This window comes from Salinisphaera japonica YTM-1 (assembly GCF_003788585.1).
GTDB lineage: Bacteria > Pseudomonadota > Gammaproteobacteria > Nevskiales > Salinisphaeraceae > Salinisphaera > Salinisphaera japonica.
Map to the genome: position 1 here is coordinate 11,603 of NZ_AYKG01000069.1, position 13,738 is coordinate 25,340.

Sequence of the window (13,738 nt, forward strand, 5' to 3'; positions counted from 1 at the left end):
GCATCGATTTCTGCATGTCGGTTTGCCGAGCCGCCCGCGGCATCGGATAATCACGGCATGCAGAACATGCAATTCAAGAATCAGTTCCTGATCGCCATGCCGGGACAGGTCGGCGGCGATTTCTCTCGCAGCGTCACCCTGCTGGCCGACCACAACGACGATGGTGCGATGGGGCTCGTGATCAACAAGGCCAGTGATCTGTCGCTTGTGGATATGCTCTCGCAGCTCGATATCGAGGCCCATGTGGATCGCAACATGCCGGTCTACTGGGGCGGCCCGGTACAGACCGAGCGCGGCTTCGTGCTGCATACCGACGAAGGCGAGTGGGAGTCGACCCTGCATATCGACGGCAACCTGGCGATCACCACCTCGCGCGATATTCTGGAAGCCATCGGCAACGGCTTCGGGCCCAGCGCGTATCTGATCACGCTGGGCTATGCCGGCTGGGGCGCCGGCCAGCTGGAAAACGAGATTCTGGCCAACAGCTGGCTCACGACCCCGTCCAGGTCCGCGATCATCTTTCAGTCCCCGGCCGAGCGGCGCTGGGCCGATGCCACCGGCCTGCTGGGGCTTGAGGCTTATCAGCTTTCCGGGGCGGCCGGGCATGCCTGAGCCGGCCGATGATCTGGCCCAGGATCTGGCCCTGGGCTTCGACTACGGCAAACGCCGAATGGGTATCGCCGTCGGTAATGCCATCGTCGGCACCGCCAAGGCATTACAGGCGCTCGAGCATATCGCCGGCCAGCCGGACTGGGAGCGCCTCGATGCGCTGGTCGATCAATGGGGCGTGGGCATCTTCGTGGTGGGCCTGCCGCTGGACAAGGACGGCACCAACCAGAAGATGACCAACCGGGCCCGTAATTTTTCCGAAGAGCTTTGGGGCCGTTACAAGCGACCGGTGCATCTGATGGACGAGCGTTACTCGACCATCGAGGCCCGCGAGCGTCTGGCCGCGGCCCGGGCCTCGGGCAGCCGCGGCAAACGCCTGGCCAAGGGCGATTCCGATGCCATGGCCGCACAGGTCATTCTCGAGCGCTGGCTGCAGAACGACATAAAGGACACCGTATGAACGACGTATCGCCCACCACCTTCGACGCCGATGCCGCGCTGGCCGCGCTCACGGCCCAGCTGGCACCGATCGTCGCCGACAACCCGGATGCCGTGATCGTCGGCGTGGAAACCGGCGGCGCATGGATCGCGGAACGCCTGCACGCACACTTCGGCCTGGACAGCCCGCTGTGTACGATCAACATCAGTTTCTATCGCGATGATTTTTCGATGGTCGGCCTGCACCCGAGCGTGGGGCCCAGCCATATTCCGGCCGATATCGACCACAAGACGGTCATTCTGATCGACGACGTGCTCTACACCGGGCGCACCGTACGGGCCGCGCTCAACGAGCTGTTCGACTATGGCCGGCCGGCGATCGTGCGCCTGGGCGTGCTGGTCGATCGCGGCTGTCGCGAGCTGCCCTTCGCCGCGGACGCCACCGGTCTGAATCTTGATCTGGCCAGTGATCGTCAGATCAAGCTTACCGGCCCCGAGCCCCTGCAGCTCGTGCTGCGCTGATCCCGGCCGCACCCGTTACGCATGAGCGATATCCAACTCGACGACGCCGGCCGTCTGCGCCACCTGATCACCACCGAAGGCCTGTCCGCGGACCTGATCACCCAGATTCTCGACACGGCCGAATCCTTCGTGCCCGAGATCGGCGCGCCGGCCAAGAAAGTCCCGTTGCTGCGCGGGCGCACCGTATTCAACCTGTTCTTCGAGAACTCCACTCGCACGCGGACCACTTTCGAGCTCGCCGCCAAGCGGCTCTCGGCCGACGTGATCAACATGGATGTGGCCACCTCGTCGCGCACCAAGGGCGAGGACGATCTGGACACCCTGTTCACCCTGCAGGCGATGGGCGCGGACGTTTTCGTCATTCGTCATCCGGAAAACGGCGCCGCGGCTCGTTTTGCCGCGCACGCCGGGCCCGGCGTGGCTATCATCAACGCCGGCGACGGCAGCCATGCGCACCCGACCCAGGCACTGCTGGATGTCTTCACGATTCGTCGTCACCGCCCGGATTTCGACAATCTCTCAGTGGCCATTGTGGGTGATATCGCTCATTCCCGGGTCGCGCATTCCACGATCCATGCGCTCAAGACGCTGGGCACGACGGATATCCGTCTCGTCGGCCCCACGGCCTTCTTACCCGAGAACCCCGCCACGCTTGGCGTCACCGCCACCACCGATATCACGGCTGGCCTGGCCGATGCGGATATCGTGATGGGCCTGCGTATCCAGCGCGAGCGCATCGCCGGCGACGTGCTGGGCGATATCGCCGATTATCATCGCGACTTCGGCCTGACCGAGGCCAATCTCGCCCATGCCAAGCCCGACGCCTTGATCATGCACCCCGGCCCGATCAATCGCGGCGTCGAAATCACGCCCGAAGTGGCTTATTCCAAGCAGTCACTGATACTCGAACAGGTCCGCAACGGCATCGGTATCCGCATGGCCGTCATGGCCCTGATCGCCGGCCAGCCCGCCGCCGCCGAGCACGCCCGCACGTCCTGAGCCTTCGTTCCGCGATTGTTTATCCGCAAATAGACGCGAATAAGCGCGAATGAATAAAGACAGCAATCCGCAGATGAACGCTGATGTACGCAGATTGAAAGACAGATTGTGCAGGGTCGTTTGAGATACCGGCGCGCTGATCAGCTAACGAGCAATACCTCGACAGTCTCCCTTCTTCATTCTGGGCGACGTGTTCTTTTCGAAGATTGTCCGCGAATGGACGCGAATAAGCGCGAATAAAAAAGATGATCCGCAGATATTGGTCGATACGGTGAGCTTCGAGCCGCCGCTTAGCGGCCCAATGATCAAAAAACGTAATCTGTGAAATCTGCGCAATCTGCGGATGACTATCTTGTCGAATCGATCGTTAATTTCAGTCGATCATCTTTTTCATCTGCGGCCATCGGTGTTCATCGGCGGATAACTGCCTGTATTCAGTCGCGTTTATTGGCGTTCATTCGCGGATTATTTTTCAGACCAGGGGCGGCTCGTCGGCCAGGCCACGATCGTCCGGGTGGTCGGGTTCGTGCGCTTCCTGGAATTTTTCGACGCGGGCAGCGAGTTTTTCCGCGCCCTTCACGCGGGCGACGTGGTATATGGCATCGCCGGCGTGGGCGAGCGGCAGGTAGGTGCGACCAATGACAATACCGGCGTGCTCGGACTTGACCTCGACCTCGGTCTGGCCGAACGGGTCGGCCACGTAGGCCAGCACCTGTTCTTTATTTACGTACTGGCCCAGCTCGACCAGCATGCGCAGGATGCCGGACTCGGGCGCGCGCTCCCACGACGAATCTTCGGCGACCACCGGGGCGGCGGTCTTCTTGGCGTTACGTCGTTCGCTGAGCATGCCCAGATGCCGCATGACGCCCACCACGCCGCGTACGCCCGCGCGGATCGAGAACTCGTCGAAGCGTAGCGCTTCGCCGGCCTCGTAAAGCAGCAGCGGTACGCCCTTGCGATCGGCATATTCGCGCAGGCTGCCCTCTCGCAGCGGGGCATCGATCAGCAGCGGACAGCCGAAGGCATCGGCCATCGCACGTACCGTGTCCTGGGACAGATCCGCCCGAATCTGGGGCAGGTTCGAGCGATGCACGGCGCCGGTATGCAGATCGATGCCGTAGTCGGATTTCATCACGATCTCGTCGATGAAGACCTTGGCCAGACGCCCTGCCACCGAACCGCTGCTGCTGCCCGGGAACGAGCGGTTCAGATCGCGCCGGTCGGGCAGATAACGCGAGTTACGCAGAAAGCCATGAACGTTGACGATCGGCACCGCGATGACCGTACCCGTCAGGCGTTTCAACTGGCGCAGGCGCAGCACGCGCCGGATGATTTCCACGCCGTTGAGCTCATCGCCGTGGACCGCGGCCGACAGAAACAGCACCGGGCCGGGCTTCTTGCTGCGGATGACGGTGACCGGCATCGTCAGCTTGGTATGGGTATATAGATCGGCGACCGGGATATCGATCGTCCTGGTCTGCCCGCGGGCGACTTCCTGCCCGGCGATCTCGATCGTCTGGGCGTCCCGGGTCTTGGGGGGCTCGTCACTCATCGCGTGTCCTTCGTGGGCAGGCCCACATACGAAAACGGCGACACGAAACGCGTGTCGCCGTTTGTCATCATAAGTGCGGCTGGCTTAACAAACGGCTCAGCCCGCGCCGCGGGTTCGGGTCTTGCCGCGTTTGGAATGGTTCTCGATGAAGCTGATGATCTGGCCGGCCACATCCTTGCCGGTCGCCCCCTCGATGCCTTCCAGACCGGGCGAGGAGTTGACCTCCATGACCACCGGGCCGTGATTGGAGCGCAGCAGATCCACGCCGGCCACGTTCAGGCCCATGATCTTGGCCGCACGCACGGCCGTGGAGCGCTCTTCCGGGGTGATCTTGACCACGCTGGCACTTCCGCCGCGGTGCAGATTGGATCGGAACTCGCCATCCTTGCCCTGGCGCTTCATCGAGGCCACGACCTTGTCGCCGATCACGAAACACCGGATATCCGCGCCCTTGGCTTCCTTGACGTATTCCTGCACCAGAAAATGCGCGTCCAGCCCGCGGAAGGCATCGATCACCGACTCGGCGGCACCGCGCGTTTCGGTAAGCACCACGCCCTTGCCCTGGGTGCCCTCGGTCAGCTTGATGACATACGAATTGCCGCCGACCAGATCCAGCAGGTCGTCGGTATCGTCCGGGCTGTGGGCAAAGCCGGTCACCGGCAGGCCAATGCCCTTGCGTGAGAGCAGCTGCATGGAGCGCAGCTTGTCGCGGGATCGGGAGATGGCCACCGATTCGTTGACCGGATAGACGCCGATGATCTCGAACTGGCGCAGCACGGCCGTGGCATAGAACGTCACCGAGGCGCCGATACGCGGGATCACGGCATCGATGTTCTCGAGCTTCTTGCCCTTGTAATGGATCTCAGGCGCATGCGGCACGATGTTCATATAGCAGCGCAGCGGATCGACCACGGACACCTCGTGGCCGCGCGCCTTGCCGGCTTCGATCAGCCGTCGCGTCGAGTAGAGCTGTCGGTTTCGCGACATGATGGCGATATGCATGATCGAACCCCCGGGTTCGTAGCCGGAGATGCACTCCGGCAAGTGTGAGTAGCGGGCCAGCAACAGCGCTATCGCGCGCCGCGGCGGCCCATCAGGAAAGACGCACTCGGATCGACCTGCAGGCCGGCCATGGCCGTGCGCCCGACAAGCATCCGAAACAGCATTGTATCGCGCGCCGTGAGCGTGATCTCGACCGTCCATCGGCGATCGGCCAGGCCCAGCTCGGTGGCAATGACAAAACGCCACTCCCGATGCCCGCCCGAGTCGCGTACGTTGCGCTCGTCGACCACCGGCGCCTGGCACCACACCACGGTGTCGGTATCGCCCTGCAGGGGATGCACCCCGAAGCGCGCAATACGCTGGCCGCCTTCATAGTCGGCGTCCAGGGAAAACGTATGCAGCGCCGAGGTTCGCGCGCCGGTATCGATCTTGGCCTTCACGGCATCAATACCCAGGCTCGGCAGGCTCACCCATTCACGCCAGCCGATCAGCGGGATGTCGTTGGTCATGGTCTAATCATCGTCCAGTACGAGCGCCAGCTTACCCGCTTGATCGTTCAACGATGCGGTGAGCCGTCTGGCTGGTGCGAATATCGGGCGCCGGACGCATCGGAATCCGGCGTATCGGCCAGGTCCAGCGACAGCCCGTCGATCGCATCGGTCTGCTCACGGGCGGCGCGTTGGCTGGCCAGCTTGATGTTCAAACGCAGCTCGTTGGCCGAGTCCGCGTGGCGCAGCGCTTCGGTCAAATCGATCGCCCCTGCCTCGTAGAGCGCAAACAGATGCTGGTCGAAGGTCTGCATGCCCTGCTCGGCGCCGCGGGCCATCGCCTCGCGCAGCTCGACCAGGCGCCCGCGCAGAATCAGATCGCTGACCAGCGGCGTGGCCAGCAGGAGCTCCAGTGCGGGCACGCGCCCGCCGGCAGCCCGGCGCACCAAGCGCTGGCTGACCACGCCCCGCAGGTTCAGCGATAGATCCATCAACCGCTGGGCACGTTCGGCCTCGTCGAACAGATTGAGCACGCGATCGATCGCCTGGCTGGCGTTGTTGGCGTGCAGGCTAGCCAGCACCAAATGCCCGGTCTCGGCGAAATTCAGTGCATGTTCCATCGTCTCGCGCGAGCGCACCTCGCCGACCAGAATGACGTCCGGGGCCTGGCGCAGGGTGTTCTGGAGGGCGGCCGTCCAGCTCTGAGTATCCACGCCGATCTCGCGCTGGGTCACGATCGAGGCCGCGTGTTCGTGCACGAACTCGATCGGGTCTTCCAGCGTGATGATGTGCCCGGCCGCATGACGGTTGCGATGGCCCAGCATGGCAGCCAGCGAGGTGGATTTTCCCGACCCCGTGGCGCCCACGAACAGCACCAGCCCGCGCTGGGCCATGACCAGCTCGGCCAGCGTGTCCGGCAAATCAAGATCGGCCAGCGTCGGGATCTCGGTGTTGATGACCCGTATCACCGCCCCGCTGTGCCCGCGCTGGACGAACGCTGACACCCGAAACCGCCCGGCGGCGCCGGCGATGGCGAATTGCGCTTCCTGCGTCTCGGCGAACATCGCGCACTGGGCATGGCTCATCGATGCCGCAACCAGGCGCTCCGCCTGTTCGGGGCCCAGTGCACGCTCCATGAGCGCGACCAGCCGGCCATCCTTCTTGATCGCCGGGGCGAATCCTGCGGTGATGAACAGATCCGAGCCGCCCTCGCTCACCAGGCGTTCGAGCAGCACCGTCAAGAGCTTATCGGCCTGTTCTACGTTCATGGGAGCGCGTCCTTCTGCACGGCATAACGCCGGGCCTGATCACGGCCCACGATACCGCGACGCAGCAGATCGGCCAGACACTGGTCGAGGGTCTGCATGCCGTGGGCCTGCCCGGTCTGGATGGCCGAATACATCTGGGCGGTCTTGCCCTCGCGGATCAGGTTTCGAATAGCCGGGGTGCCGCGCATGATCTCGTGGGCGGCCACACGCCCGCCCTCGGGTTTCTTCAACAGAGTCTGAGAGATCACCGCCGCCAGCGACTCCGAGAGCATCGCGCGCACCATGTCTTTCTCACCGCCGGGAAATACATCGATCACGCGGTCGATGGTCTTGGCCGCTGATACGGTATGCAGCGTGCCAAAGACCAAATGCCCGGTTTCGGCCGCTGTGAGCGCCAGGCGGATGGTTTCCAGATCGCGCAGCTCGCCCACCAGAATCGTGTCCGGATCCTCGCGCAGCGCGCTGCGCAGGGCTGCGGCGAACGAGTGCGTATCGCGGGCCACTTCGCGCTGGTTGATCAGGCAGCGATGCGAGGCATGCACGAACTCGATCGGGTCTTCGATGGTCAGAATATGGCCCAGCTCGTGCCGATTCTTGTGATCGATCATCGCGGCCAGCGTGGTCGATTTGCCCGACCCCGTGGGCCCCGTGACGAGCACCAGCCCGCGGGCCAGGCCGGCGATATCGGCAAAGCTGCCCGGTGCGCCCAATTCAGCCAACGAAAGCACGTCGGCCGGGATGGCACGAAACACGGCCGCCGAGCCCCGGTTCTGTTGAAACGCGTTGACACGAAACCGCGCCAGACCCGGGATCTCGAAGGAAAAATCCGTTTCCCAGTGCTCGTCGAAATCCCGACGCTGGCGGTCATTCATGATCTCGGTGATCAGCTCGAAGACTTCTTTCTCGGGCATCGCCGGCAGATTGATCCGCCGGATATCGCCATCGACGCGAATCATGGGCGCCAGGCCCGCCGACAAGTGCAGATCCGAGGCCGATTGCTTGACCGCAAAGGCCAGCAGCTGTGCGATATCCATGTCTCCCCCTGTTGATGATGGCCGCCGGAGGGCGAACCTCGGTCTAGGGCGTGTTGAGGTTTCATACGAGCCCGCGCCAAGCGCTCCATATTGTGACTATGGGCGGCAAGACGAGGCGTAGCCCGCTTGGCGTGTCATTGTCGCGCAGTGGGCTAGAACGCTGGGTTGGCGACGTCGTTAATTTTAGGGCGCTTGTCCCGAGAGGTTGGGCCGCCCATAAAAATTGAAGATGGGCGCCGTGGCGCTAGCGAGTCTTGATCGTGGCACAGCCAGAGCCGCGACTCGCGCCTTGCAGGACACACTGCGGACTCTCGACGAAAGCGGCGCTCGTATAAAACCTCAACACGCCCTAGCATGCGTTATCCTAGCGGCTCGCCTTCTTCTGCGTGCAAAGCGATGGCCGAAACCCCCGATACCGATATCGACGTGGCCGCCCGGCTGGCCACGGTACGCGATCAGATCGCCGCGGCCGCGCAGGCCCACGCGCGCGCACCGAATACGATCACGCTGGTAGCCATCAGCAAGAAAAAGCCGGCCACGATGATCGAGACCGCACTGGCCGCCGGCCAGCGCGATTTCGGCGAGAACTATCTCCAGGATGCGCTCGACAAGATTGACGCCCTGGCCGATGCCGAGCCGGCACCGATATGGCACTTCGTGGGCGATATCCAGTCCAACAAGACCCGCGATATCGCCGCCCACTTCGCCTGGGCCCATGCCGTGGATCGCTTCAAGATCGCGCGGCGCCTGTCCGAGCAGCGCCCGGATGACATGGCGCCGCTCAATATCTGTATTCAGGTCAATATCGACGACGAAGACAGCAAATCCGGTGTCGCACCGCCAGACGTGCCCGAACTGGCGGCCCGGATCGCCGAATTGCCCGGCGTATGCCTGCGCGGCCTGATGACCATTCCGGCCTACAGCGACGATTTCGAGGCCCAGCGCAAGCCATTTGCCCGCCTGCGGGATATCCAGGCCGATCTGGTAGCCCGCGGCTTCGCGCTGGACACCCTCTCGATGGGCATGACCGCCGATATCGACGCGGCCATCGCCGAAGGCGCGACCCATGTGCGTGTCGGCACCGCGATCTTCGGCGCGCGCGACACTTGAGCCATTTTCTTCCGCCCGTGACAGAGCTATGAGCAACAACGAACAACAAAAGCGCGCCGCCGCCGAGGCCGCCTATGAATACGTCGTCGAAGGCGAGTATCTGGGCGTGGGTACCGGCTCTACCGTCAATCATTTCATTGACGTGCTGGCCGAGCGCCGCCCGGCCATCAAGGGCTGTGTCTCCAGCTCCGAGGCCACCACCGCGCGCTTGAAACGAGCCGGCTTCGATGTCGAGACCCTCAACTTTGCCGGTGATCTGTCGGTCTATGTCGACGGCGCCGATGAAGTCAGCCCCCAGCTGGCGCTGATCAAGGGCGGCGGCGGTGCCATGACGCGCGAAAAGATCATCGCCCAGGTCTCGGACACCTTCGTGTGCATGGTTGATACCTCCAAGCAGGTCGATGTGCTTGGTGCGTTTCCCCTGCCCATCGAGGTGATCGAGATGGGCCGCAGTGCCGTGGCCCGGGCGCTGGTGAAGATGGGCGGCCTGCCCGAGCTGCGCGAGGATTTTCGCAGCGACAACGGCCACCCGATCATCGATGTCTATAACCTGGACCTGACGGATCCGAAAGCCGTGGAAGCCCGTATCAACGCCATCCCAGGCGTGGTCACCGTAGGCCTGTTCGCCCAGCGGCCGGCCGATGTTCTGATCGTCGCCGGCGCAGACGGCGTCACGACGAAAAAACGCTAATCCTGACCTGCGAGATGCCATGAACGACGATCTAGCCAACATCACGCTCGAAGCCAACGGCGCGCTGATCGATCATCTCGGCGAAACGGCCGAGATCGCCATGGGCCCGCCCTACACCGTCGAGCGCGTACGCGGCGTCGCCGCCGAGCGCTGGCCGGCCGCAGTGGGCCTGATCTCCCAGTCCGCCTGTGCCCGTGGTGATGCGTTACTGGCCGACGACGACGAGGTCACCGACGGCGAAACCATCGTGCTGGTCCCGCCCGTCTCCGGCGGCTGACTATGCACCTGACCGCCGAACCGCTTGATCTGGAGGCCCTGCTGGCCGAGACCGAGGACGAGACCTGCGGCGCGCTCGTGGCCTTTGGCGGCACGGTGCGCCTGGCCAACGCCGGCAAAACCGTGGCTTCGATGGACTACTCGGCCTACGGGCCGCTGGCAGCACGCACCATGGCCGATATCGAGACCGAGACCCTCGATGCGTTTGATATCGGCCACTGCCGCATGATTCATCGCACGGGCCGGCTGGTTCTCGGCGAGGTCAGCGTGTATATCGTGGTGCGCGGCGTGCACCGCGCGCCGGCGTTCGCGGCGGCCGAGCACGCGCTCGAGGAATTGAAGGCCCGGGTCGCGGTCTGGAAGAACGAAACCTACAGCGACGGCAGCCAGGCCTATCTCGAAGGCACCGAGCTGGCGCGTCCCGAACGCTCTCGCAACTGATCTTTTGGACAAGGCGGCTCGATGAAAAACGTCGGCATGAAGCCCGATACCCTGCGCTCGGCCACCGCCGGCGCCAAGTTCTACGCGCCGGCGCACTGCCTGGCGCGGATCGCCGCGCGCGATACCGAAAAAGGCGACCCGCAGGCCAGCGCGCGTATCGCCGGCATCCTGGCCGCCAAACGCACGGATGAGCTGTTGCCGTTGTGTCATCCGTTGCCGATCCATGCCGCGGAAGTGCGCTTCACGATCCACGACGACCACGTCGCCATCGCCGCCGACGTGCATACCATCGGGCCCACCGGCGTCGAGATGGAAGCGCTCACCGCCGCCAGCATGGCCGCGCTCACGCTCTATGACATGCTCAAGCCCTACGCCGAACCCGACGAGCTGGCCATCGGTGATACGCATCTCATCGACAAGACCGGCGGCAAGTCCGACCACGTACGCAAACTTGACGCACCGATCAAGGCCGCGGTGTTCGTCGTCTCGAACCCGGTCGTCGACGGCAACAAGCCGGATACCGCAGGCCAGCAGGTCAAGGCCGATCTGGAAGCGGCCGGCTTCACCCCGATCGATTATCAGCTGTCGGCCGAAGCGCCGGAACAGCTCCAGGCCGCCATCGACCACGCGCTGGCCACGGATTGCGGGCTTATCGTCACGGTGGGCGGTACAGGCATCGGCCCGAACGACAAGGTGGTGGAAACGGTCGAACCGTTATTGACCACGCCCATGCCGGGCCTGATGGAAACCGCGAGAGCCTTCGGCCAGCGGCGTAGCCCCCAGGCCGTGATGTCGCGCGGCGTGGCCGGTTTCATTGGCAACACGCTTGCACTGACCTTTCCCGGCTCGCGCGGCGGCGCCGAGGAAACGATGACCGCGCTGCTCCCCAGCCTGGTGCATATCCTGAAGATCCAGGCGCGCTTCGCCAGCGGGCAGTAACACGACATCGAAAACAGCCGGCGCGAGACGCGCCGGCCGGCCTTGTGGTTACTCGTCTTCTTTCACGGCCACCCAGTGCAGCGTGCCCGACGTATCGTCGGCCATGGCCTGGCAGGCATAAGGCTTCTGGTTCATCGTCACGACCGCGCCCGGGCTGTACGCCTGGTCCTTGCTCAAGCACACATGACGTAGCGGGTTACCCGCGGCCATCGGCCCGTCGGGCGGCGGCGGTGCATGACGGCCAGGGCCGTGATGCGGGCCCATTGACTTTTTATGGTCCATCGGCTTGTCGTTGCCATTGGCCGCCTGCTGCGGCATCGACGAACGCGGCTGCTGCTGTTGTTGCTGCTGGCCGGCTTGTTGCTTCGACTGCGTCGGCGATTGATTCATCGACGACTCGTTATCGCCGCTGCCGCCCGACTGGGCCCAGACCGGTACGGCTACCAGAGCGGCCACGGCCACAACGCCGGCAGCCACAAAACCTTGAGATCGACGCATACATCCTCCAGATGTGGTTGAATCATCTCTAGATGGCGCGTTTTCCAACCCGCCGTCAACTACCGCTCGTCGCCTGATCTTATAACCCGCCCAAGCGTTGCCACGCCTGCTCAGCCAGGGCGAGAGATTTGATGATCGCGGTCACGGTATCGCCCGGGGCCAGCCGCATGGCCGGTGCCGAAAAACGCGTGATGCGCGCATCCAGGCGTTGGCCGGCCACATCCAGGCGCACCTCGACGCCCTGCCCATCGGCGGTCTCAGTCATGCCCGTGATGCGCGCCGCCAGCCGGTTGAGCGCGCTCATGTCGGCCGGCACCTCGCGCGCCAGGATCACGTCCAAGGCACGCACATGCACCGTGATCTCGTCGCCGGTGTTGTTCGCATCCAGCTGCGGCACGTACAGGCGCTGATCGCCGAGCGCCAACACACTCAACCCGTCGACGGCCTGATGCGCGATCGGGCGGGCCCGCAAGAGCGTGCCGGCCTCGTGGTAGCCGGTATCGCCCAGCAATTCCGGCCGGGCCAAAAAATCGGCCGTCGGCCCGGCAAAGACGACGCGCCCGTCATCCACGGCCGCCACATAACGATTGGCCAGACGCAGCAGCTCATCCAGCTGATGCGTGACGAACACGATCGGCAGCTCCGTCTCGGCGCCGAGGCGCTCGATATAGGGCAGCACTTCGGCGCGGCGAGCCACGTCGAGCGCGGCCAGTGGCTCATCGAGCAGCAGCATATCGGGTTCGGACAGCAGCGCCCGGCCGATCGCCACGCGTTGGGCCTCGCCGCCAGAGAGTGCCGCCGTGCGGCGAGTGAGCAACGCACCGATATCCAGCATCTCGACCACGTGATCGAAGCGCGCCCGGCTTGCCCGTTTTCGAGCAAACCAGCGCCCATAGGTCAGGTTGTGGGTGACGTTCAGATGCGCGAACAGCCGCGGCTGCTGGAACACCACGCCCAGTCGGCGACGATGCGTGGGCGTATTGACGGCGTGCCTGCTATCGAAGACGTCCCGCCCGTTGATTCGCACATGCCCCGCGTCGGGCCGCGCCAGCCCGGCGATTACGCGCAGCAGCGAGCTCTTGCCGGCCCCGGATGGCCCGAACAGCCCGATCACTCGCTCATCGCTGGCCAGTGTGGCCTGCAGTTTGAACGCGCCCTGGCGCAGGGAGATATCCAGATCGAGGCTCATGTCTGGCGCCTGCGGATACGTCGGGCGACCCATTCGGCCAGCACCAGCGCAGAAAGCGAGACCGCGATCGAGACCACGATCAGCTGGGCGGCCTGTGACTCGCCGCCCGGCACCTGGATGAAGCTGTAGATTGCCAGCGGCAGTGTGCGTGTCTCGCCCGGGATATTGGCGGCGAAAGTGATCGTGGCCCCGAACTCGCCCAGGGCCCGCGCGAATGCCAGCACCAGCCCGGCCAGCACGCCCGGCAGCGCCAGTGGCAGCGTCACGGTCAGCCAGACCATGACGGGCGCAGCCCCCAGCGTGGCCGCGGCGGCCTCGCTGCCGGCGTCGATAGCCTCCAGCGACAGTCGAATGGGGCGCACCATGAGCGGAAACCCCATGATCGCGCCGGCCAGCGCGGCCCCGGTCCAGTGAAAAGCGAACACGATCCCCAGATGCTCGGCCAGCCAGCCGCCGATCAGCCCGCGTCGGCCAAGCACCACGAGCAGCAGATAACCGGTGACCACCGGCGGCAAGACCAGCGGCAAATGCACGAGCGCGTCGACGATCATCCGCCAACGGCTGGTCGAGCGGGCGAGAAACCAGGCCACCGCCAGGGCAAGCGGCAGGCTGAACGCCACCGCCGTGCCCGCGACCTTCAGGCTGAGTTGAACGACCTCGAGCTGTGTCGCATCCAGCATGT

The 13,738-nt window shown here is 64.4% G+C and carries 17 protein-coding genes; 9 read left to right on the forward strand and 8 right to left on the reverse strand.

Annotated features, from left to right (window positions below; translation table 11 throughout):
* Positions 1-57: 57 nt before the first annotated feature.
* Genes SAJA_RS14720 through SAJA_RS14735 form a run of 4 tightly spaced genes read left to right on the forward strand, consistent with a single transcriptional unit; the run spans position 58 to position 2,568 of the window.
* Positions 58-612 (forward strand): YqgE/AlgH family protein, encoded by a 555-nt coding sequence (locus tag SAJA_RS14720; protein WP_123659429.1) that lies wholly within the window; start codon positions 58-60, stop codon positions 610-612.
* Positions 605-1,069 carry a Holliday junction resolvase RuvX gene (gene ruvX, locus SAJA_RS14725; RefSeq protein ID WP_184999931.1) on the forward strand — a complete coding sequence of 155 codons (465 nt, stop codon included), beginning with the start codon at positions 605-607 and terminating at the stop codon, positions 1,067-1,069. The genes SAJA_RS14720 and ruvX overlap by 8 nt, the downstream gene beginning before the upstream one ends.
* Positions 1,066-1,569: a bifunctional pyr operon transcriptional regulator/uracil phosphoribosyltransferase PyrR gene (pyrR, locus tag SAJA_RS14730; protein WP_123659430.1), complete on the forward strand. Its 504-nt coding sequence runs from the start codon at positions 1,066-1,068 to the stop codon at positions 1,567-1,569. The genes ruvX and pyrR overlap by 4 nt, the downstream gene beginning before the upstream one ends.
* A gap of 21 nt (positions 1,570-1,590) precedes the next feature.
* The gene (locus SAJA_RS14735) at positions 1,591-2,568 is read left to right on the forward strand and encodes an aspartate carbamoyltransferase catalytic subunit (protein WP_123659431.1); all 978 of its coding nucleotides are present in this window, start codon (positions 1,591-1,593) and stop codon (positions 2,566-2,568) included.
* A gap of 472 nt (positions 2,569-3,040) precedes the next feature.
* Here the strand turns inward: SAJA_RS14735 and SAJA_RS14740 are convergent, their stop codons facing one another.
* The 5 genes from SAJA_RS14740 to SAJA_RS14760 form a co-directional block, all read right to left on the reverse strand.
* The gene (locus SAJA_RS14740) at positions 3,041-4,120 is read right to left on the reverse strand and encodes a succinylglutamate desuccinylase/aspartoacylase family protein (RefSeq protein WP_123659432.1); all 1,080 of its coding nucleotides are present in this window, start codon (positions 4,118-4,120) and stop codon (positions 3,041-3,043) included.
* Between the two features lie 96 nt (positions 4,121-4,216).
* The gene (rimK, locus tag SAJA_RS14745) at positions 4,217-5,122 is read right to left on the reverse strand and encodes a 30S ribosomal protein S6--L-glutamate ligase (protein ID WP_123659433.1); all 906 of its coding nucleotides are present in this window, start codon (positions 5,120-5,122) and stop codon (positions 4,217-4,219) included.
* A 68-nt stretch (positions 5,123-5,190) separates the two neighbouring features.
* Positions 5,191-5,631: an ATP-dependent zinc protease family protein gene (locus tag SAJA_RS14750; RefSeq protein ID WP_123659434.1), complete on the reverse strand. Its 441-nt coding sequence runs from the start codon at positions 5,629-5,631 to the stop codon at positions 5,191-5,193.
* Between the two features lie 47 nt (positions 5,632-5,678).
* Entirely contained in the window at positions 5,679-6,878 is a 1,200-nt protein-coding gene (locus tag SAJA_RS14755) for a PilT/PilU family type 4a pilus ATPase (RefSeq protein WP_123659435.1), read from the reverse strand.
* On the reverse strand, positions 6,875-7,912 hold the full coding sequence (locus SAJA_RS14760) for a type IV pilus twitching motility protein PilT (protein WP_123659436.1): 1,038 nt from the start codon (positions 7,910-7,912) through the stop codon (positions 6,875-6,877). The genes SAJA_RS14755 and SAJA_RS14760 overlap by 4 nt, the downstream gene beginning before the upstream one ends.
* Before the next feature lie 396 nt (positions 7,913-8,308).
* Here SAJA_RS14760 and SAJA_RS14765 point away from each other — a divergent pair, with 396 nt between their 5' ends.
* Genes SAJA_RS14765 through moaCB form a run of 5 tightly spaced genes read left to right on the forward strand, consistent with a single transcriptional unit; the run spans position 8,309 to position 11,369 of the window.
* Entirely contained in the window at positions 8,309-9,022 is a 714-nt protein-coding gene (locus SAJA_RS14765) for a YggS family pyridoxal phosphate-dependent enzyme (RefSeq protein ID WP_123659437.1), read from the forward strand.
* A 28-nt stretch (positions 9,023-9,050) separates the two neighbouring features.
* A complete protein-coding gene (gene rpiA, locus SAJA_RS14770) occupies positions 9,051-9,713 on the forward strand; it encodes a ribose-5-phosphate isomerase RpiA (protein WP_123659438.1) in 663 nt (220 codons plus the stop codon).
* Between the two features lie 19 nt (positions 9,714-9,732).
* A complete protein-coding gene (locus tag SAJA_RS14775) occupies positions 9,733-9,990 on the forward strand; it encodes a MoaD/ThiS family protein (RefSeq protein ID WP_123659439.1) in 258 nt (85 codons plus the stop codon).
* Between the two features lie 2 nt (positions 9,991-9,992).
* Positions 9,993-10,430, forward strand: coding sequence for a molybdenum cofactor biosynthesis protein MoaE (locus SAJA_RS14780; RefSeq protein ID WP_123659440.1), 438 nt, complete (start codon positions 9,993-9,995; stop codon positions 10,428-10,430).
* 21 nt (positions 10,431-10,451) lie between these two features.
* On the forward strand, positions 10,452-11,369 hold the full coding sequence (gene moaCB, locus SAJA_RS14785; RefSeq protein ID WP_123659441.1) for a bifunctional molybdenum cofactor biosynthesis protein MoaC/MoaB: 918 nt from the start codon (positions 10,452-10,454) through the stop codon (positions 11,367-11,369).
* 48 nt (positions 11,370-11,417) lie between these two features.
* On the opposite strand, the gene SAJA_RS14790 is transcribed toward moaCB, so the two are convergent.
* From SAJA_RS14790 to modB, 3 genes are all read right to left on the reverse strand, one after another.
* Positions 11,418-11,867 (reverse strand): DUF1496 domain-containing protein, encoded by a 450-nt coding sequence (locus SAJA_RS14790; RefSeq protein WP_123659442.1) that lies wholly within the window; start codon positions 11,865-11,867, stop codon positions 11,418-11,420.
* Between the two features lie 79 nt (positions 11,868-11,946).
* Positions 11,947-13,056 carry a molybdenum ABC transporter ATP-binding protein gene (gene modC, locus SAJA_RS14795; protein ID WP_184999932.1) on the reverse strand — a complete coding sequence of 370 codons (1,110 nt, stop codon included), beginning with the start codon at positions 13,054-13,056 and terminating at the stop codon, positions 11,947-11,949.
* Positions 13,053-13,736 carry a molybdate ABC transporter permease subunit gene (gene modB, locus SAJA_RS14800; RefSeq protein WP_123659444.1) on the reverse strand — a complete coding sequence of 228 codons (684 nt, stop codon included), beginning with the start codon at positions 13,734-13,736 and terminating at the stop codon, positions 13,053-13,055. The genes modC and modB overlap by 4 nt, the downstream gene beginning before the upstream one ends.
* Positions 13,737-13,738: the final 2 nt, after the last annotated feature.

Excerpts from the sequence above, each read along its gene's own strand:
- SAJA_RS14720 (WP_123659429.1), top strand. The coding sequence starts at position 58 with ATGCAGAACATGCAATTCAAGAATCAGTTCCTGATCGCCATGCCGGGA.
- ruvX (WP_184999931.1), top strand. The coding sequence starts at position 605 with ATGCCTGAGCCGGCCGATGATCTGGCCCAGGATCTGGCCCTGGGCTTC.
- pyrR (WP_123659430.1), top strand. The coding sequence starts at position 1,066 with ATGAACGACGTATCGCCCACCACCTTCGACGCCGATGCCGCGCTGGCC.
- SAJA_RS14735 (WP_123659431.1), top strand. The coding sequence starts at position 1,591 with ATGAGCGATATCCAACTCGACGACGCCGGCCGTCTGCGCCACCTGATC.
- SAJA_RS14740 (WP_123659432.1), bottom strand. The coding sequence starts at position 4,120 with ATGAGTGACGAGCCCCCCAAGACCCGGGACGCCCAGACGATCGAGATC.
- rimK (WP_123659433.1), bottom strand. The coding sequence starts at position 5,122 with ATGCATATCGCCATCATGTCGCGAAACCGACAGCTCTACTCGACGCGA.
- SAJA_RS14750 (WP_123659434.1), bottom strand. The coding sequence starts at position 5,631 with ATGACCAACGACATCCCGCTGATCGGCTGGCGTGAATGGGTGAGCCTG.
- SAJA_RS14755 (WP_123659435.1), bottom strand. The coding sequence starts at position 6,878 with ATGAACGTAGAACAGGCCGATAAGCTCTTGACGGTGCTGCTCGAACGC.
- SAJA_RS14760 (WP_123659436.1), bottom strand. The coding sequence starts at position 7,912 with ATGGATATCGCACAGCTGCTGGCCTTTGCGGTCAAGCAATCGGCCTCG.
- SAJA_RS14765 (WP_123659437.1), top strand. The coding sequence starts at position 8,309 with ATGGCCGAAACCCCCGATACCGATATCGACGTGGCCGCCCGGCTGGCC.
- rpiA (WP_123659438.1), top strand. The coding sequence starts at position 9,051 with ATGAGCAACAACGAACAACAAAAGCGCGCCGCCGCCGAGGCCGCCTAT.
- SAJA_RS14775 (WP_123659439.1), top strand. The coding sequence starts at position 9,733 with ATGAACGACGATCTAGCCAACATCACGCTCGAAGCCAACGGCGCGCTG.
- SAJA_RS14780 (WP_123659440.1), top strand. The coding sequence starts at position 9,993 with ATGCACCTGACCGCCGAACCGCTTGATCTGGAGGCCCTGCTGGCCGAG.
- moaCB (WP_123659441.1), top strand. The coding sequence starts at position 10,452 with ATGAAAAACGTCGGCATGAAGCCCGATACCCTGCGCTCGGCCACCGCC.
- SAJA_RS14790 (WP_123659442.1), bottom strand. The coding sequence starts at position 11,867 with ATGCGTCGATCTCAAGGTTTTGTGGCTGCCGGCGTTGTGGCCGTGGCC.
- modC (WP_184999932.1), bottom strand. The coding sequence starts at position 13,056 with ATGAGCCTCGATCTGGATATCTCCCTGCGCCAGGGCGCGTTCAAACTG.
- modB (WP_123659444.1), bottom strand. The coding sequence starts at position 13,736 with ATGCTGGATGCGACACAGCTCGAGGTCGTTCAACTCAGCCTGAAGGTC.